Origin of the sequence: Paenibacillus albicereus (assembly GCF_012676905.1) — a bacterium.
GTDB lineage: Bacteria > Bacillota > Bacilli > Paenibacillales > Paenibacillaceae > Paenibacillus_O > Paenibacillus_O albicereus.
On the sequence record NZ_CP051428.1, the window covers coordinates 678321 to 694921 of the forward strand.

The 16601-nt window shown below is 61.7% G+C and carries 20 protein-coding genes, 1 pseudogene and 1 other annotated feature; of the genes and pseudogenes, 20 read left to right on the forward strand and 1 reads right to left on the reverse strand.

Annotated elements, in window-relative coordinates; translation table 11 throughout:
• Positions 1–2 precede the first annotated feature (2 nt).
• Together disA and pssA are read left to right on the forward strand one after the other, a co-directional pair.
• Positions 3–1079 (forward strand): DNA integrity scanning diadenylate cyclase DisA, encoded by a 1077-nt coding sequence (gene disA / locus HGI30_RS02905; RefSeq protein WP_168906314.1) that lies wholly within the window; start codon positions 3–5, stop codon positions 1077–1079.
• Between the two features lie 109 nt (positions 1080–1188).
• Positions 1189–1945: pseudogene (gene pssA / locus HGI30_RS02910) on the forward strand (CDP-diacylglycerol--serine O-phosphatidyltransferase).
• Positions 1946–2162: 217 nt separating this feature from the next.
• Here pssA and HGI30_RS02915 read toward each other — a convergent pair.
• The gene (locus HGI30_RS02915; RefSeq protein WP_168906315.1) at positions 2163–2558 is read right to left on the reverse strand and encodes a nucleoside triphosphate pyrophosphohydrolase family protein; all 396 of its coding nucleotides are present in this window, start codon (positions 2556–2558) and stop codon (positions 2163–2165) included.
• A 229-nt stretch (positions 2559–2787) separates the two neighbouring features.
• Here HGI30_RS02915 and HGI30_RS02920 point away from each other — a divergent pair, with 229 nt between their 5' ends.
• The 18 genes from HGI30_RS02920 to HGI30_RS03005 all read left to right on the forward strand — a co-directional run bounded on the left by HGI30_RS02920 (position 2788) and on the right by HGI30_RS03005 (position 16569).
• Positions 2788–3897 (forward strand): PIN/TRAM domain-containing protein, encoded by a 1110-nt coding sequence (locus HGI30_RS02920; protein WP_168906316.1) that lies wholly within the window; start codon positions 2788–2790, stop codon positions 3895–3897.
• Positions 3898–4087: 190 nt separating this feature from the next.
• Positions 4088–4738 (forward strand): 2-C-methyl-D-erythritol 4-phosphate cytidylyltransferase, encoded by a 651-nt coding sequence (gene ispD / locus HGI30_RS02925; RefSeq protein WP_235680395.1) that lies wholly within the window; start codon positions 4088–4090, stop codon positions 4736–4738.
• The gene (gene ispF / locus HGI30_RS02930) at positions 4735–5217 is read left to right on the forward strand and encodes a 2-C-methyl-D-erythritol 2,4-cyclodiphosphate synthase (RefSeq protein ID WP_168906318.1); all 483 of its coding nucleotides are present in this window, start codon (positions 4735–4737) and stop codon (positions 5215–5217) included. Before ispD ends, ispF begins: the two co-directional genes overlap by 4 nt.
• Positions 5218–5315: 98 nt before the next feature.
• Complete coding sequence (gene gltX, locus HGI30_RS02935) at positions 5316–6785, forward strand: glutamate--tRNA ligase (RefSeq protein WP_168906319.1); 1470 nt, start codon at positions 5316–5318, stop codon at positions 6783–6785.
• A gap of 464 nt (positions 6786–7249) precedes the next feature.
• Positions 7250–7963: a serine O-acetyltransferase gene (cysE, locus tag HGI30_RS02940; protein ID WP_168906320.1), complete on the forward strand. Its 714-nt coding sequence runs from the start codon at positions 7250–7252 to the stop codon at positions 7961–7963.
• Positions 7960–9432, forward strand: coding sequence for a cysteine--tRNA ligase (gene cysS / locus HGI30_RS02945; RefSeq protein ID WP_168906321.1), 1473 nt, complete (start codon positions 7960–7962; stop codon positions 9430–9432). Before cysE ends, cysS begins: the two co-directional genes overlap by 4 nt.
• Positions 9429–9938 carry a Mini-ribonuclease 3 gene (locus tag HGI30_RS02950; RefSeq protein ID WP_407945006.1) on the forward strand — a complete coding sequence of 170 codons (510 nt, stop codon included), beginning with the start codon at positions 9429–9431 and terminating at the stop codon, positions 9936–9938. The genes cysS and HGI30_RS02950 overlap by 4 nt, the downstream gene beginning before the upstream one ends.
• Positions 9928–10701 carry a 23S rRNA (guanosine(2251)-2'-O)-methyltransferase RlmB gene (rlmB, locus tag HGI30_RS02955; RefSeq protein ID WP_168906322.1) on the forward strand — a complete coding sequence of 258 codons (774 nt, stop codon included), beginning with the start codon at positions 9928–9930 and terminating at the stop codon, positions 10699–10701. Before HGI30_RS02950 ends, rlmB begins: the two co-directional genes overlap by 11 nt.
• A gap of 6 nt (positions 10702–10707) precedes the next feature.
• A complete protein-coding gene (locus HGI30_RS02960; RefSeq protein WP_168906323.1) occupies positions 10708–11232 on the forward strand; it encodes an NYN domain-containing protein in 525 nt (174 codons plus the stop codon).
• 227 nt (positions 11233–11459) lie between these two features.
• Positions 11460–12110, forward strand: coding sequence for an RNA polymerase sporulation sigma factor SigH (gene sigH, locus HGI30_RS02965; protein ID WP_168906324.1), 651 nt, complete (start codon positions 11460–11462; stop codon positions 12108–12110).
• A gap of 338 nt (positions 12111–12448) precedes the next feature.
• A complete protein-coding gene (rpmG, locus tag HGI30_RS02970; RefSeq protein WP_084136916.1) occupies positions 12449–12598 on the forward strand; it encodes a 50S ribosomal protein L33 in 150 nt (49 codons plus the stop codon).
• An 18-nt stretch (positions 12599–12616) separates the two neighbouring features.
• Positions 12617–12826, forward strand: coding sequence for a preprotein translocase subunit SecE (gene secE / locus HGI30_RS02975; RefSeq protein WP_168906325.1), 210 nt, complete (start codon positions 12617–12619; stop codon positions 12824–12826).
• A 23-nt stretch (positions 12827–12849) separates the two neighbouring features.
• On the forward strand, positions 12850–13383 hold the full coding sequence (nusG, locus tag HGI30_RS02980; protein ID WP_028598185.1) for a transcription termination/antitermination protein NusG: 534 nt from the start codon (positions 12850–12852) through the stop codon (positions 13381–13383).
• A 94-nt stretch (positions 13384–13477) separates the two neighbouring features.
• Entirely contained in the window at positions 13478–13903 is a 426-nt protein-coding gene (rplK, locus tag HGI30_RS02985) for a 50S ribosomal protein L11 (protein WP_021878535.1), read from the forward strand.
• Positions 13904–14016: 113 nt separating this feature from the next.
• Positions 14017–14709 (forward strand): 50S ribosomal protein L1, encoded by a 693-nt coding sequence (gene rplA / locus HGI30_RS02990; protein ID WP_168906326.1) that lies wholly within the window; start codon positions 14017–14019, stop codon positions 14707–14709.
• A 13-nt stretch (positions 14710–14722) separates the two neighbouring features.
• Positions 14723–14859: a sequence feature (ribosomal protein L10 leader region), on the forward strand.
• Positions 14860–14921: 62 nt separating this feature from the next.
• The gene (gene rplJ, locus HGI30_RS02995; RefSeq protein WP_168909691.1) at positions 14922–15425 is read left to right on the forward strand and encodes a 50S ribosomal protein L10; all 504 of its coding nucleotides are present in this window, start codon (positions 14922–14924) and stop codon (positions 15423–15425) included.
• A gap of 73 nt (positions 15426–15498) precedes the next feature.
• Entirely contained in the window at positions 15499–15861 is a 363-nt protein-coding gene (gene rplL / locus HGI30_RS03000) for a 50S ribosomal protein L7/L12 (RefSeq protein ID WP_028598188.1), read from the forward strand.
• 87 nt (positions 15862–15948) lie between these two features.
• Positions 15949–16569, forward strand: coding sequence for a class I SAM-dependent methyltransferase (locus HGI30_RS03005; RefSeq protein ID WP_168909692.1), 621 nt, complete (start codon positions 15949–15951; stop codon positions 16567–16569).
• Positions 16570–16601 lie beyond the last annotated feature (32 nt).

Genomic DNA, 16601 nt, shown 5'->3' on the forward strand with positions numbered 1-16601 from the left:
CGATGAAGGAAACCAAGGAGAACGAAATCACGAACCAGCTGCTGCAGCTGGTCGCGCCCGGCACGGCGTTCCGCGACGGGCTCGACAACGTGCTGCGGGCCAAGACCGGCGCCTTGCTCGTCGTCGGCTACAGCCCCGAGGTGATGGAGGTCGTCGACGGCGGCTTTTCGATCAATTGCGAGTTCTCGCCCAACTATCTGTATGAGCTGGCCAAGATGGACGGCGCGATCATCCTCAGCGAGGACCTCAAGCGCATCCTCTATGCCAATACGCAGCTCATCCCCGACTCGTCGATCCCGTCGATCGAGACGGGCATCCGCCACCGGACCGCGGAGCGGGTCGCCAAGCAGACCGGACGCCTCGTCGTCTCGATCTCGCAGCGGCGCAACATCATCACGCTGTACATGGGCAGCCTGCGCTACTCGCTCAAGGACATGGGCGTCATCCTGACCAAGGCGAACCAGGCGATCCAGACGCTGGAGAAATACAAGGCGGTGCTCAAGCAGTCGTTCACGAACCTGTCGGCGCTGGAGTTCGAGGAGCTCGTCACGCTCCAGGAGGTCGCGCATGTCATCCACCGCGTCGAGATGGTGCTGCGGATCAAGATGGAGATCAAGCGCTACGTCAACGAGCTCGGCACGGAAGGACGTCTCATCAGCATGCAGATGGAGGAGCTGATCGGCGGCGTCGAGGAGGATGCGTGGTTCCTGCTCAAGGACTACGCCCGCGACAACAGCGACGAGCGGCTGCGTGACATTCGCGCGGGACTCAAGAAGCTGAGCAACGATGAGCTGATGGACGCGCCGCACGTCATCCGGCTGCTCGGCTATCCGCAGGGAGCTTCCATCGCCGACGAGGCGGTGCAGCCGAGGGGATACCGCCAGATGTACCGCATTCCCCGCCTGCCGCTGGTCATCATGAACAACCTGATCGAGCGCTTCGGCAACCTGCCGAGCATCGTCATGGCGACGATCGCGGAGCTGGACGAAGTGGACGGAATCGGCGAGGTGCGGGCCCGCGCCATCAAGGAAGGACTGCGCCGCATTCAAGATCAAATGTTCATTGACAGGCAAATCTGATTCCCCTAGAATGGGGGAATGCCATGCGGAAGAAATGGATGAAGGTGGAAAATATTCCATGCCTGACTTCACGCTTCGCCGGGCATAGTAGAGATGAGGTGGAACCACAGTGTTTGCAAAATCGTTGCCGAGTCTTTTTACGATCGGAAATCTGTTCCTCGGGATTGTATCCATCATTCTCGTGTTCAATGATAAACCGGAGATGGCGGCCATGATGGTCATCATCGCCATGCTGCTCGACGGCGTAGACGGACGCGTCGCGCGAGCGCTCGGAGTCTCGAGCGAGTTCGGCAAGGAGCTCGACTCCTTGTCCGACGTCATTTCCTTCGGTGTCGCCCCGGCCTTCATCATGTATGTCGTCGCCTTCCAGGAGCTGAACTCCGACGCCGCCTCATGGATCGTCACCGCGATCTTCCCGATCTGCGGCGCTCTTCGCCTGGCTCGCTTCAACGTCGTCAGCAGCGTCGCGCCGGGCTATTTCATCGGCCTGCCGATTCCGGCCGCAGGCGGCATCCTGGCGACGCTGGCGCTGTTCCATCACGACATCCAGCCGTGGGTGCTCATGGCGAGCACGCTCGGCCTGGCGCTGCTGATGGTCAGCACCGTGAAGTACCCGAACTTCAAAAAATTCGGCCTGCCCAAGAGCGCGATCTGGAGCATCCCGATCGTCGTCGGCATCGCCGTCGTGCTGGGCATCGCGTTCCCGGACCAGCTGAGCAAGATCATCTTCGTGCCGCTGCTGCTGTACGCGCTCTACGGCCTAAAAAAAAAACGTTAATGTGCAGGGCCGCCTTCGCCGCCGCAAACGGCGCGCCCAGGAGGGCGAGGAGCAGGAGGAGCGCCGCCGCAAGCGGCGCAGCGTCTAGCAAATATGGTGTTCGAAACGCAGAAACATCCAGGCAACCGCTGCTCGCGGACGGCCTGGATGTTTTTGGCTTTCTTCGTGCCGATTTTGTCTTTGTTCGTATCTTCATCGTCTCGTGGAGCCTTCCGGATCCCCGGAACCCCCGGAAGTCGAAGCGAACGCGAACAGGCCCGCATCCTCGGGGAGGAGCGGGCCTATCTGTTGTCGGGCGAAGGCGTCTAGGTGAGGTTGAATACGCCAAGCGTGGAGCATTTGTCCGATTCGGCCTTGACGACCTCGTCGAGGTCGATCTCCAGCAGGTTGCAGAGGGCGGACATGTAGAACAGATTGCGTCCCAGCTCCGCCTTGAGCACGTCGCGGCAATTCTCGCATACGGCGCCGTCCATATGGGACTCCAGCAGCTGCTTGGCCGTCTCCAGCTCCGGCTCCTCGGAATAATGCTGCTTGGACGCTTGGATCTCGATGCAGCCGCATTCCGTGACGGCCTTGGCCACGGCGCGGTTCACCGCCGCTCCAGTCTGGCCGAACTTGGACAGCACGTCCAGCACGCTGCGGTGGCGCAATATCAGTTCCGATACCTGCTCCTGAAAATCATGAAGCGTTGGTGCGCTCATCGTACCCACCTCTTTCGCGAAGGTTTCGTTTTTTTAGTAAAGGCTACTCCCATTATACAGCCCCGCCTCCCGAAAACAAAAAGCATTTGCCCATTATGAGAAATCCTTCATGACGCTTGGGAAACGGGCGCTTCCCGCCCCTGGCCGGGCCGTCGGCAGCCGGTGCGCCCGGGCGGTTTAGCCTTCGGCGAATTGGAACATACTGGCTAATGGAGGTGGCGAACAAGCTATGGTAAAACGGATTCTGCAATTACTTGGACTCGTATTTGGCGGCATGCTGGGCTCCCAGGCGGGCATCGGCACCGGAGGCAGCCTCCCGGCAGGCATGGGCTACAGCGCTCTTGCCGGGGGCTACGGCTCCTTCGGCTACTACTTGGGACTGGCGGTCGGAGCGTTCTGCGGCCTGCTGCTCGCGACCGCGCTCGCCGGACAGGCGCAGCGCCTGCTCGGCGAAGGCGCGCGGCGCGCCGCTGAGCTGCCTGCGGCCGATCTGCTCGCCGGGGCGGCCGGACTGACCTGCGGCCTCGTGCTGTCGGCGCTGCTCTACCCGTCGGTCTCGCGCCTGCCGGAGTCGGCGGCGATGATCGCGCCGGCGCTGCTGACGCTCGGCCTCGGCTACGTCGGCCTGACGGTCGGCCTTCGCAAGAAGGAGGAGCTGGCCGCCGGCCTGACGGCGCTGCTGCAGCCGAAAGCGGCTCCGGAGCCGGAGAAAGTCGAGCCGGTCAATTTCGAGGAGCACAAGATCATGGACACGAGCGTCATCATCGACGGCCGGATCGCGGACATCTGCAAGACCGGCTTCATCGAGGGCACGCTCGTCATTCCGGAGTTCGTCCTGGAGGAGCTGCAGCATATCGCGGATTCGTCGGATCTGCTCAAGCGCAACCGGGGCCGGCGCGGCCTGGACATCCTGAACAAGATCCAAAAGGAGCTCGACGTGAAGGTGCTCATCTACGAGGGCGACTTCGAGGACGTGAGCGAGGTGGACAGCAAGCTCGTGAAGCTGGCCAAGCTGCTGCGGGGCAAGGTGCTGACCAACGACTTCAACCTCAACAAGGTATGCGAGCTGCAGGGCGTGTCGGTGCTGAACATCAACGATCTGGCCAACGCCGTCAAGCCCGTCGTGCTGCCGGGCGAGGAGATCGTCGTGCAGATCATCAAGGACGGCAAGGAGCATGGCCAAGGCGTCGCGTATCTCGACGACGGCACGATGATCGTCGTCGAGGGCGGGCGCGACTACATCGGCATGACGATGGAAGTGCTGGTGACGAGCGTGCTGCAGACGTCGGCGGGACGGATGATCTTCGCCAAGCCCAAGCTGTTGGAAAAAGCGCTGTAACGAGGTATGATAAGGAAAGGAACGTTACGGCGGGATGTGAACAGGAATGAGTGACGGCAAGGAGCCGGCGGAGCCGAATTCGGCTTTTCGTCCGCGGAGCGCGGCGAACGCCGGCGCAGCGGAAGCGGAGCTTCGCGCCTCGGAGCCCCGTTGGGGAGCCGTCGTCGTGGCGGCCGGACGCGGCACGCGCATGGGCACGGCCGAGAGCAAGCAGTTTCTGGAGCTTGGCGGCAAGCCCGTGCTGATCCATTCGCTGGAGCTGCTGCAGGGGATGGACGAGGTTGCCGAGATCGTGCTCGTGACCGGAGCTTCGGATGTGGAGCGGTGCCGCGACTGGTGCCGCTCCTATCGCTTGTCCAAGGTGACGGCGGTGCTGGAGGGCGGCAGCGAGCGGCAGCACAGCGTGCGGCTCGGGCTGCGCGGACTTGCGACGGAATGGGCGCTCGTCCACGACGGCGTGCGTCCGCTCGCGACGGAGGCGGCCGTGCGGGCCTGCCTGCGGCGGGCCGAGGAGACGGGAGCGGCCGTGCTGGCCGTGCCGGTCAAGGACACGATCAAGCAGGCGGACGAGCACGGAGTCATCGTCGCCACGCCGGACCGAAGCAGCTTGTGGGCGATTCAGACGCCGCAAGCTTTTCGCCGTGTCCGGCTGCTGGAAGCCCACGAGCAGGCGCTCGCGAGCGGCTTCCTCGGCACGGACGACGCGATGGCCGTGGAGCGGCTGGGCGATCCGGTGTCGGTCGTCGAGGGCGAGTATACGAACATCAAGATCACGACGCCGGAGGATCTGCCGTACGCGGAGTTCCTGCTGGCGCAGCGGGAGAGGGGAACGGATTCATGATTCGGATCGGACAAGGCTTTGACGTGCACCAGCTGGTGGAGGGACGTCCGTGCATCATCGGCGGAGTGACGATTCCGTTCGAAAAGGGGCTGCTCGGACATTCCGATGCGGACGTGCTTCTGCATACGGTGGCGGACGCGCTGCTCGGCGCGCTTGCGCTCGGCGACATCGGCAAGCATTTTCCCGATACGGATCCGGCGTTCAAGGACGCGGACAGCCTGAAGCTGCTGGAGCGGGTATGGGAGCTCATCAAGGAGCGGGGCTGGCGCCTCGGCAACCTCGACTGCACGATCATCGCCCAGGCGCCCAAGATGGCGCCGCATATCCCGGCGATGGTCGAGATCATCGCCCGCGCGCTCGAGGCGCAGCCCGACCAGGTGAACGTCAAGGCGACGACCACCGAGAAGCTCGGCTTCCCGGGTCGGGGCGAGGGCATCGCCGCGCAGGCGGTTGTCTGCCTCGTGCAGGGTGTGCTATGATGGCACTTATTTCAAAAACCTGACCGGGGATCGATCGCATCCATAACGAACGTGCCGGGAGGAGAGCCCGGCGCGGAGAACGAAAAGGGGAAACCGACATGGCACAAAACGAAGTCCGCGTCCGCTACGCTCCGTCGCCGACGGGACATCTGCATATCGGCAATGCACGCACCGCGCTGTTCAACTATCTGTATGCCCGCCGCCACGGAGGCAAGTTCGTCGTCCGCATCGAGGATACCGACGTCAAGCGCAACGTGGCCGGCGGGGAAGAGAGCCAGCTCAAGTTCATGGCCTGGCTCGGCATCTCTTGGGACGAAAGCGTCGACGTCGGCGGCGGCTACGGCCCGTACCGGCAGACGGAGCGCCTCGACATCTACCGCGAGTATTGGCAGGATCTGCTCGACCGCGGCCTCGCTTACCGCTGCTACTGCACGGAGCAGGAGCTGGAGCAGGAGCGCGAGGAGCAGACCGCCCGCGGCGAGACGCCGCGCTACTCGGGCCGCCATCGGAACCTGACGCCGGAGCAGCAGGCGGCGTTCGAGGCGGAGGGCCGCGTCGCCAGCATCCGCTTCCGCGTGCCGGACAGCCGGACCTACGAGTGGAACGATATGGTCAAGGGCATGATCCGCATCGATACGAGCGAGACGGGCGACTTCGTCATCGTCAAGAAGGACGGCATCCCGACGTACAACTTCGCGGTGGCGGTCGACGATCATTTGATGAAGATTTCCCATGTGCTGCGGGGCGAGGACCACATCTCCAACACGCCGCGCCAGCTCATGATCTACGAGGCGCTCGGCTGGGAGCCGCCGCTGTTCGCGCACATGACGCTGATCGTCAACGAGCAGCGCAAGAAGCTGAGCAAGCGCGACGAGTCGATCATCCAGTTCATCGAGCAGTACGAGCAGCTCGGCTACCTGCCGGAGACGCTGTTCAACTTCATCGCGCTGCTCGGCTGGTCGCCGGAGGGCGAGCAGGAGCTGTTCACGCGCGAGGGACTGGTCGAGGCGTTCGATGCCGATCGGCTGAGCAAGAGCCCGGCGGTATTCGACACGAACAAGCTCGCCTGGATGAACGGCGAATACATCAAGCAGCTGGAGCTGCCGCGCCTGGTCGACCTGTGCCTGCCGCATCTGCAGCAGGCCGGCCGCGTCAGCGCGGAGCCGGACGCGCGCGAGCGCGAATGGGCGGCTGACCTGATCGCCCTGTACCGCGAGAAGCTGCGCTGGGGCGCGGAGATCGTGCCGCTGACCGAGCTGTTCTTCCTCGATGCCTTCGAGGACGAAGCGGAGGCGCGCGAGGTGCTGGCGGAGGAGACGGTGCCGCAGGTGCTGTCGGCGTTCCTCGCGGGCATCGGCACGCTCGATCCGGAGAGCTGGAACGAGGAGGGCGTCAAGGCGCTCATCAAGTCCGTTCAAAAGGAGACCGGCTGCAAAGGCAAGACGCTGTTCATGCCGATCCGCGCCGCCGTCACCGGCCACACGCACGGACCGGACCTGAACCGCACGATCGTGCTGCTCGGGCAGGAAAAAGTGGAAAGCCGCCTGCGCGCGCGCCTGCAGGGCTGAGCCGGGCGCGGACACCTTGCGCTTTGCCGCTTATGGAGTATACTAAAGGTAATTCAAGCACCGATACCGAAAGGCTTTGAACAGGATCGGAACGCCATGCCCGGGATTGCAGAGAGGACCTCCGCCATGCATCCGGCACGCCGACTTCGCGGCGCCGCCGAATGCCAGGCGGCTGCGAGAGCGTCCATCCCGGCGGCGCATCCGCTGCACCTGCGAGCCTTGCTCCGAGCCCGCTCCCCGCGGTCCGCGCCTCGCGCGTCCGCCGCAGGGAATCCGGGGGTAGGCGGCAACGTCCGGCCTTCGTTACAGGCCCATGAGTCAGGACCGCCCGCGCTGCGGACGGCCCTGAACCGCAGAGTGGAACCGCGCCATCGACGCCTCTGCAGCCTTTCGGCTGCAGGGGCTTTTTATATCCAGACGCATCTCCGATCCGCAAGGCAAGGCTCAAGTGGGGGGCTAGAGACATGATTCGCCATATCAAGTCCGATATCCGGGCGGTATTCGACAACGATCCCGCCGCGCGCAGCGTCTTTGAGGTCGTCTTCACCTACTCGGGCCTGCACGCGATCTGGGCGCACCGGATCGCGCACGCGCTGTTCAAGCGCCGGCTGTTCACGCTGGCGCGCATCGTCTCGCAGGTCAGCCGCTTCATGACCGGCATCGAGATCCATCCCGGCGCCCGCGTCGGCGATCGGCTGTTCATCGACCACGGCATGGGCGTGGTCATCGGGGAGACCTGCGAGATCGGCGACGATGTCGTCATTTATCAGGGAGTCACGCTCGGGGGCACGGGCAAGGAGAAGGGCAAGCGGCATCCGACGATCGGCAGCAACGTCGTCATCGGCTCCGGCGCCAAGGTGCTCGGCTCGTTCCGGGTCGGAGACAACTGCAACATCGGCTCCAACTCGGTCGTGCTGAGGGAAGTGCCGGACAACAGCACCGTCGTCGGCAATCCGGGACGGATCGTCAAGCGCAACGGCCTCAAGGTCGGGGACCGGCTGGACCATGCGAAGCTGCCCGATCCGGTCATCGAGATGTTGCGAAGCATGCAGAACGAAATCAATCTCCTGAGGGCGCAAGTAGGCGAGCTGCGCGAGAGCGCGGCGGAGCGGGAAGTCCGGGAGCATCAAGAGCGGCAGGTCAAGCTGCCGGTCGGCGGAGGGGAGCAGCAGCGATGAGTCTGCATATCTACAATACGATGAGCCGGAAGCAGGAGGAGTTCATCCCTCAGCAGCCGGGTAAAGTAAAGATGTACGCGTGCGGTCCGACCGTATACGACTATATCCACATCGGCAACGCGCGTCCGGCGATCTTTTTCGACGTCGTTCGCCGCTACTTGGAGGCCGTCGGGTACAAGGTCGACTACCTCGTCAACTTCACGGATGTCGACGACAAGCTGATCCGCAAGGCGGAGCAGCTCGGATCGACGGTGCCGGAGGTGGCGGAGCGCTTCATCGAGGCGTTCTACGAAGACACGGAGGGGCTGGGCGTCCGCCGGGCGACGCGCAATCCGCGCGTCATGGAGCACATTCCGCAGATCATCGCCTTCATCGGCGAGTTGGTCGAGCAGGGCTCGGCCTATCCGAGCGGCGGCGACGTGTATTTCCGCACCAAGTCGTTCGCCGCGTACGGCCAGCTCTCCCATCAGAACCTGGAGGAGCTGCAGTTGGGCATCCGTATCGGCATCGACGAGCGCAAGGAGGACCCGCAGGACTTCGTGCTCTGGAAAGGCGCCAAGCCGGGAGAGATCAGCTGGGACAGCCCATGGGGACCGGGACGGCCGGGCTGGCATATTGAATGCTCGGCGATGGCCCGCGAATACTTGGGCGATACGCTCGACATCCACGGCGGCGGCAACGACCTGCAGTTCCCTCACCACGAATGCGAGTGCGCGCAGTCGGAGTCGCTGACGGGAAAGCCGCTGGCGCGCTACTGGATGCATAACGGCTTCATCAACATCGACAACCAGAAAATGTCGAAATCGCTCGGCAACGGCATCACCGTGAACGAGCTGCTGAAGCGCATCAAGCCGGAGGCGATCCGCTACTTCATGCTGTCGGGCCACTACCGCGCTCCGCTCAACTTCAGCGACGACACGGTGGAGCAGGCGCTCGGCAGCGTGGAGCGCATCGCCAACTGCCGCATCAACCTGGAGCATCGGCTCGGCGCCGTCGCTCCGGACGGCGCCGGCGCAGCAGGCTGGCATGCGCGCGAGGGCGCTCCGATCGGCGTGCTCCGCTATGAGCCGCTAACCGGCGACGAGGCGCTTGACGAGCGCCTGCGCGGACTGCGCGACCGCTTCGCCGCCAAGCTGGACGACGATTTCAACACGCCGGACGCGATCACGGCCTGGTTCGAGCTCGTCGCCGAGGCGAACGCGCTGCTCCAGCTGCCGGTCGCCCCGGCCCCGGCGCTGCGCGCGCTGCTCGGCCTGATGGACGTCATGGATGGCGTGCTCGGCCTGCTGCCGCAGCCGGACCTAGCGGCCGGGCTGCTTGATGACGAGGTCGACGCGCTTATCGCCGAGCGGACGCAGGCGCGCGCGGACAAGAACTGGAAGCGGGCGGACGAGATCCGCGACCAGCTCGCCGAGCAGGGCATCCTGCTGGAGGATACGCCGCAGGGCATCCGGTGGCGGCGCAAATGAGCGGCGCCATCGATCCGAAGCCTGCCGCCGCATCCCCTGCCGCCGCATCCCATGCCGGGGAGCAGCCGTTCCAGCCGATGCCGTACGAGGCGCCTTCCAAGCGTCCCGAGCTGCTGAATCCGGTCGTGCTCGCCTATGCCGGAGACGCGGTGTTCGAGCTGCTCGTCCGCCAGCATCTCGTCGCCGGCGAGCGGCTCAAGCCCCAGCAGCTGCACCGCGCCGCGACCGGCATCGTCTCGGCCAAGGCGCAGCGCCGCTGGCTCGAGCTGTGGGCCCCGCTGCTGAACGAGGAGGAGCAGGACATCGTGCGCCGCGCGCGCAACGCCAAGTCCGGCCAGCCTCCGCGCAATGCCGATCCGCATGACTATCGTTTGGCCACCGCCCTCGAAGGGCTGGTCGGCTATCTATACTACCAAGGCCGGACCGAGAGGCTCCGGGAATTGATGGCGGCCGTATTCGCAGCGCTCGAGGCGGACCGCCAGAAGGAGACCATGCATGAGCACTAACAGACCGAATCAAGAAACCGAGCCGGCGCAGGATTGGATCGCCGGCAAGCACCCCGTGCTCGAGGCGCTCCGCTCCGGGCGCGAGCTCAACAAGATCTGGATCGCCGATACGGTGCAGAAGCCGTCGGTCGGCCCGATCCTCGCCGAGGCGAAAAACGCCGGCATCGTCGTGCAGTTCGTCGACAAGCGCCGGCTCGACCAGCTCGGCCTCGGCGTCGCGCATCAAGGCGTCGTCGCTCAAGCGGCGGCGTACCGCTACGCGGAAGTGGACGAGCTGCTCTCGCGGGCCAAAGGGAGCGGACGTCCGCCGCTGCTGCTGATCCTCGACGAGATCGAGGACCCTCACAACCTCGGCTCGATCCTCCGCACCGCGGAGTGCACCGGCGTGCACGGCGTCATCATCCCGAAACGCCGCGCCGCAGGCTTGACCGCCACGGTCTGGAAGACTTCCGCCGGAGCGGCCGAGCATGTGCCGGTGGCGCGCGTGACCAATCTGGCGCAGACGATCGAGTCGCTCAAGGAAGAGGGCATCTGGATCGCCGGCGCGGACGTGAGCGCGAGCCAGGACGTGTACCGGACCGACTTCAACCTGCCGCTTGCGCTTGTCATCGGCAACGAGGCCAAGGGCATGGGGCGCCTCATTCGCGAGAAATGCGACTTCCTCGTGAAGCTGCCGATGCTCGGCCAGCTCAACTCCCTCAACGCCTCCGTCGCCGCCGGCGTGCTGATGTACGAGGTCGTGCGGCAGCGCGGGAGCGTCTAGTCCGCCGTGGCACGTCAGCCGGACGTCCTGCTGGTGGACGGCTACAACATCATCGGGGCCTGGCCCGAGCTGGAGCGCCTCAAGGAAACGAATCTCGAGGAGGCGAGGGAGCGGCTGCTCCATCTGCTGGCCGACTATCAAGGCTTTACCGGCATGGAAGTCTATGTCGTGTTCGACGCCCATCAGGTGGCGGGCAGCCGCTCGGCTTACAAGCAGCATAAGCTCACGGTCGTCTTCACCAAAGAAAAAGAGACGGCCGACGAGTGCATCGAGCGCCTGTCCGGAGAGCTGCGCAAGCGCAGCCGCAGCATCTACGTGGCGACGTCGGACTCGGTCGAGCAGCATGTCGCCTTCGGCAAGGGCGCGCTCCGGCTGTCCGCGCGGGAGCTGCAGCTCGAGCTCGACCAGAACCGGCGGCAGATCGCGCGATCGCTGAAGGACGATGCGCCCAAGAGCCGCAACACGATCGACGGGAATCTCAGCCTGGACGCCCGAATGAAGCTCGAACGGATGAGGCGGGGCGAGAAATAATCGCCATAGTGTTAAAAACATGTAAACAATATTGCCGCCAAGATAGCGGTTTCAACCCATCGGAGCCCAATTCTAGGCACTTTTATCCATTATAGAACGCTCGTTTGCGTTGACGATGTCAAGAGACGTCTTGTATACTTGGCTTATTCTTTTTTTGGGAAATATGACCGCATCGACTGCTACTAATAGACTAGCTGTGCACGCTTTGCAGGCCGGAGGGATTGTTTGTGAGCATCGACCTCAGAGAATGGAGTACGCATGATTATGACTGCCGGACGGATGAGGACGTCGTCGAGGCGGTGCGACTGGGCGACAGCGAGGCGCTGGAATACCTGATCAACAAATACCGGAATTTCGTCCGGGCCAAAGCCCGCTCGTACTTCCTCATCGGCGCCGACCGGGAGGACATCGTGCAGGAGGGCATGATCGGGCTCTACAAGTCGATCCGCGACTTCCGCGGGGACAAGCTCGCTTCCTTCAAGGCTTTCGCCGAGCTATGCATCACCCGGCAGATCATTACGGCCATCAAGACCGCGACCCGCCAGAAGCATATTCCGCTCAACTCCTACGTGTCCTTGGACAAGCCCATCTATGACGAGGACTCCGACCGCACGCTGCTCGACGTCATATGCGGCACGCGCGTCAGCGATCCCGAGGAGCTGCTCATCAACCAGGAGGAGTTCGTCGGCCTGGAGGACAAGATGTCCGAGATTCTCAGCGATCTCGAGCGCAAGGTGCTCATGCTGTATCTCGACGGGCGCTCGTACCAGGAGATCGCCGTCGACCTGGACCGCCACGTCAAGTCCATCGACAATGCCCTGCAACGGGTCAAGCGCAAGCTGGAGAAGTACCTGGAGCTGCGCAACGTCAGCATCTGAACGGCCGGCCTTCGAGCCGGCATCGACCCTGCGGGGTCTTTTTTTGGTTTTAGAATCCAACGAGGCTGTCGATACTGGTACGGCGAGGAACCGCTCCCGAGGAGCGGAGCTGGAAAACCCGATGCTTCCAATCCGCTTCCGAAGCGAGCACGGACGAGAGGCTGACTTCGCGCTTGCGGCGCGGCTTCCCGGCTCTTTTGACCCCTAGGAATTGCATTGACATGCAAGAATCTCGTATGATAAGGTACTTAGAGTGACTCGGATCAGGCCTGAGGCCTCTTTGAGTCCGTTCGCACGTTGTGCGTCTTTTCATTATTCTCAATCGGGAGGTGACTTTAATGCGGGTTATCATTACCCTGGCTTGCACGAGCTGCAAGCAGCGGAATTACACCAACACCAAGAACAAGCGCAATCACCCCGACCGTATGGAGATGAGGAAGTTCTGCAAGTTCTGCAACGAACATACTCCTCACCGCGAGACGAGATAGTCATGGAGGTGGGACCAGATGGCTTTTCTTGCTAAGATCAAGCAGAACTTCGGGTCAACATTCGGTTTCTTCGCAGACAGCTGGGCTGAGCTTAAGAAAGTACGCTGGCCAAACCGTAAAGAGTTGACAAGCTATACGCTCGTCGTTCTCGTGACGATCGTGTTTGTGACGATTTACTTTTGGCTTCTTGACATCGGGATCTCGTCATTGGTTGAACTGATTGTTTAAGAAGGGTCCAAAGGTGGATTGGAATGGAAAAACGATGGTATGTGGTTCATACTTACTCGGGCTATGAGAACAAGGTGAAGGCCAACCTCGAGCGCCGCGTCGAATCCATGGGCATGGAGGACAAGATCTTCCGCGTGCTTGTTCCGATGGAAGAAGAGATCGTGAACAAGGACGGCAAGAAGAAGACCGTCATGCGCAAAGTCTATCCAGGCTACGTCCTGGTGGAGATGATTCAGACCGACGATTCGTGGTATGTCGTCCGCAATACGCCTGGCGTAACGGGATTCGTAGGCTCGACCGGATCCGGCTCCAAGCCGACCGCGCTGCTTCCGGAGGAAGTGGACGCGATCCTCAACCATATGGGGATGTCGGAACCGAAGCCGAAGATGGAATTCGAGCTCAAGGAAACCGTGCGCGTGACCGTAGGTCCGTTCGCCAATTTTGTCGGAGTCATCGAAGAGATTCAGCTCGACAAGAACAAGCTCAAGGTGCATGTCAACATGTTCGGACGGGAAACCCCGGTTGAACTTGACTACACGCAGGTCGAGAAGGTATAATGAACCGGTTGTTTCCGGCTATCCGGGGGTTCTCTGGAGGTCGGGGCGCGAGCAATCGCGCTGCGTTATAGTTGGATCGCAGGAGGTGTAACTCATGGCAAAAAAGGTCATCAAGCTGGTCAAGCTGCAAGTTCCGGCAGGCAAAGCCAACCCGGCTCCGCCAATCGGTCCTGCACTCGGTCAAGCAGGCGTCAACATCATGGCGTTCTGTAAGGAATTCAACGCGCGTACGGCGGATCAAGCCGGCCTGATCATTCCGGTCGTCATCACCGTATTCGAAGACCGCTCCTTCACGTTCGAGACGAAGACTCCTCCAGCTGCCGTACTGCTCCGCGTAGCAGCAGGCATCGAGAAGGGCTCCGGCGAGCCGAACAAGAAGAAGGTCGCTACGGTCAACCGTTCCAAGGTTCGCGAGATCGCGGAACAGAAAATGCAGGATCTCAACGCTGCATCCGTAGAAGCTGCAATGCGCATGGTCGAAGGCACCGCCCGCAGCATGGGCGTCACGATCGTCGACTAATCGCGCCATGGCGACTCGCGTCGCCGCCCTGAGTGAAACGATCGGTTTCGCCGTGGGAGGAACGTTTGCACGAAGAGCGTTCCGCTAATGACCACACAAGGAGGAAGTTCAACATGGCCAAGCATGGCAAGAAGTACCTGGAAGCCGCCAAGCTGATCGACAGCGAAGCGACTTACGAGCCGGCCGAAGCGATCGAGCTCGTGAAAAAAGCTGCAACCGCCAAGTTCGACGAGTCCGTCGAAGTGGCAGTCCGTCTGGGCGTAGACCCGCGGAAACAAGACCAGGCCGTACGCGGTGTCGTCGTACTCCCGCACGGTACCGGCAAAACGAAGCGCGTCCTCGTATTCGCCAAAGGCGACAAAGCGAAGGAAGCCGAAGCTGCAGGCGCTGACTACGTCGGCGATGCAGACATGATCAACAAAATCCAGCAAGGCTGGTTCGAATTCGATGTCTGCGTGGCTACGCCTGACATGATGGCCGAAGTCGGCAAGCTCGGACGTATCCTCGGCGGCAAGGGCCTCATGCCTAACCCGAAAGCCGGTACGGTAACGTTCGACGTGACGAAGGCTGTCCAGGAGATCAAAGCCGGTAAGATCGAATACCGCCTTGACCGTGCAGGTCAAATCCATGCTCCAATCGGAAAGGTATCGTTCGATGCGGAAAAGCTGAACGAGAACCTCAAGGCGCTGCTTGACGCGCTGAACCGTGCAAAGCCGGCTTCGGCCAAAGGGATTTACCTGAAAAACATCGCTGTATCTTCGACGATGGGACCTGGCGCTCGCGTCAACGTGTCCAACTTCCGCTAAGAGCTGCGATTCCAACTTCAGAACACGCATGCCTAAGACAGTAGGCGCCCTCCGGGCTTAATCTCCTACCGAGGTGTTATGATAAACGTTTCTCGGAAACGGACCATCATGGCCTTCGCTGTCTTGGCGGAGGCCTTTATTCATGCCCGGCATGATGAAGGTCGACCGATCGAAGGATGCATCAGATATTACTACGGGAGGTGTACACCAAAATGGCAAATGCAAAAGTAATCGAGTCCAAGCAGCAGCAGGTGGAAGAGATCTCCTCCAAGCTGAAGGCAAGCACGACGACGGTTGTAGCTGACTACCGCGGACTGAACGTGGCTCAAGTAACGGAACTGCGCAAGCAGCTCCGCGAAGCGGGCATCGAGTTCCAGGTTCTCAAAAACTCCCTCGTCCGCCGCGCGACGGAATCGGCTGAAATGGCTGCGCTGAACGAAGTTCTGACCGGCCCGACGGCAATCGCCTTCGGCGGCGACGACGTTGTCGCTCCAGCCAAGATCCTCAACGATTTCGCCAAAAAGAACGACGCCCTGAAACTGAAAGGCGGCGTGCTCGAAGGTCAAGTCGTCGGCGCGGACCAAATCAAGGCGCTGGCTGAGCTTCCGTCCCGCGACGGTCTCCTGTCCATGCTCCTCAGCGTCCTCCAAGCTCCTGTGCGCAACTTCGCCCTCGCGGTCAAAGCTGTCGGAGAAAAGCAAGAGGCGCAAGCGTAAGCGAAAGCAGAACCAGGCCGGCCTAGCCGGCATCGGATAAACCCAAAACTAAAACCCCAATGGAGGTTCAACCATGAGCAAAGAGCAAATCCTTGAAGCCATCAAAGGCATGAACGTTCTGGAACTGAACGATCTCGTTAAAGCAATCGAAGAAGAATTCGGCGTAACGGCTGCTGCACCTACGGTTGTTGCTGCTGGCGGCGGCGCTGCAGAAGTGGCCGAGCAATCCGAGTTCGACGTCATCCTGACGAGCGCAGGCGCTTCCAAGATCAACGTCATCAAAGTCGTTCGCGAACTGACGGGCCTGGGCCTGAAAGAAGCGAAAGAAGTCGTTGACAACGCTCCGAAAGCGATCAAAGAAAAAGTGTCCAAAGAAGACGCTGAAGCAGTTAAAGCCAAGCTCGAAGAAGCAGGCGCAGCTGTAGAAGTGAAGTAATTTCTGCTCCTTGCAGTACGGAACCCCTTGGAACCTTACCGGCTCCAAGGGGTTCTCTTTCTAATTAACGCGAAGGGAGCCATCGGCATGGCGGACCATTACTACTCCAAAACGCCCGATGCCAAACCAAACCGGCAGCGGCATGAGACGTCGCTGCGCGGTTTTTCGTTCCAATTTTGGACGGACAACGGCGTGTTTTCCAAAGGGGGCATCGATTACGGGAGCCGTTTTCTCATTGAAGAAATGCAGATCGGAGAAGCGGACCGGGTGCTCGATGTCGGTTGCGGCTACGGTCCGATCGGACTCACCGCGGCCCGTCTCGCTCCCAAAGGGCTGGCGGTGTTACTCGATATCAACGAGCGTGCGATCGAGCTGGCTCGGGACAATGCGCGCAGCAACGGCATTTCGAACGTTGAGATTCGGCAGAGCGATTTATATGAGGCCGCTGCCGGCATGGAAAAGTTCGACGTCATCCTGACGAACCCGCCGATTCGCGCCGGCAAGGCGGTCGTGCACCGAATCTTCGAAGAAGGCGCAGAGCTGCTGAGGCCAGGCGGCAGCATGTGGGTCGTCATTCAGAAAAAGCAGGGAGCTCCATCCGCGGAAGCCAAGCTCCAGCAGCTGTTCGCCAAAGTCATCGAGGTCGGCAAAGACAAGGGCTTTCGTATTTTCAAAGCGATCAAGGGACCTGATTCTCATTTTTCTTGACTCGCCCAAACCGTTGTGTTAATATTATAAAA

Coding starts and splice junctions, on each gene's coding strand:
- nusG (WP_028598185.1), top strand. CDS start 12,850: ATGGAAAAACGATGGTATGTGGTTCATACTTACTCGGGCTATGAGAAC.
- ispD (WP_235680395.1), top strand. CDS start 4,088: ATGGGCACGGCCGAGAGCAAGCAGTTTCTGGAGCTTGGCGGCAAGCCC.
- cysE (WP_168906320.1), top strand. CDS start 7,250: ATGATTCGCCATATCAAGTCCGATATCCGGGCGGTATTCGACAACGAT.
- HGI30_RS03005 (WP_168909692.1), top strand. CDS start 15,949: ATGGCGGACCATTACTACTCCAAAACGCCCGATGCCAAACCAAACCGG.
- rpmG (WP_084136916.1), top strand. CDS start 12,449: ATGCGGGTTATCATTACCCTGGCTTGCACGAGCTGCAAGCAGCGGAAT.
- rlmB (WP_168906322.1), top strand. CDS start 9,928: ATGAGCACTAACAGACCGAATCAAGAAACCGAGCCGGCGCAGGATTGG.
- rplL (WP_028598188.1), top strand. CDS start 15,499: ATGAGCAAAGAGCAAATCCTTGAAGCCATCAAAGGCATGAACGTTCTG.
- cysS (WP_168906321.1), top strand. CDS start 7,960: ATGAGTCTGCATATCTACAATACGATGAGCCGGAAGCAGGAGGAGTTC.
- HGI30_RS02920 (WP_168906316.1), top strand. CDS start 2,788: ATGGTAAAACGGATTCTGCAATTACTTGGACTCGTATTTGGCGGCATG.
- disA (WP_168906314.1), top strand. CDS start 3: ATGAAGGAAACCAAGGAGAACGAAATCACGAACCAGCTGCTGCAGCTG.
- ispF (WP_168906318.1), top strand. CDS start 4,735: ATGATTCGGATCGGACAAGGCTTTGACGTGCACCAGCTGGTGGAGGGA.
- secE (WP_168906325.1), top strand. CDS start 12,617: ATGGCTTTTCTTGCTAAGATCAAGCAGAACTTCGGGTCAACATTCGGT.
- rplA (WP_168906326.1), top strand. CDS start 14,017: ATGGCCAAGCATGGCAAGAAGTACCTGGAAGCCGCCAAGCTGATCGAC.
- HGI30_RS02950 (WP_407945006.1), top strand. CDS start 9,429: ATGAGCGGCGCCATCGATCCGAAGCCTGCCGCCGCATCCCCTGCCGCC.
- rplK (WP_021878535.1), top strand. CDS start 13,478: ATGGCAAAAAAGGTCATCAAGCTGGTCAAGCTGCAAGTTCCGGCAGGC.
- rplJ (WP_168909691.1), top strand. CDS start 14,922: ATGGCAAATGCAAAAGTAATCGAGTCCAAGCAGCAGCAGGTGGAAGAG.
- HGI30_RS02915 (WP_168906315.1), bottom strand. CDS start 2,558: ATGAGCGCACCAACGCTTCATGATTTTCAGGAGCAGGTATCGGAACTG.
- gltX (WP_168906319.1), top strand. CDS start 5,316: ATGGCACAAAACGAAGTCCGCGTCCGCTACGCTCCGTCGCCGACGGGA.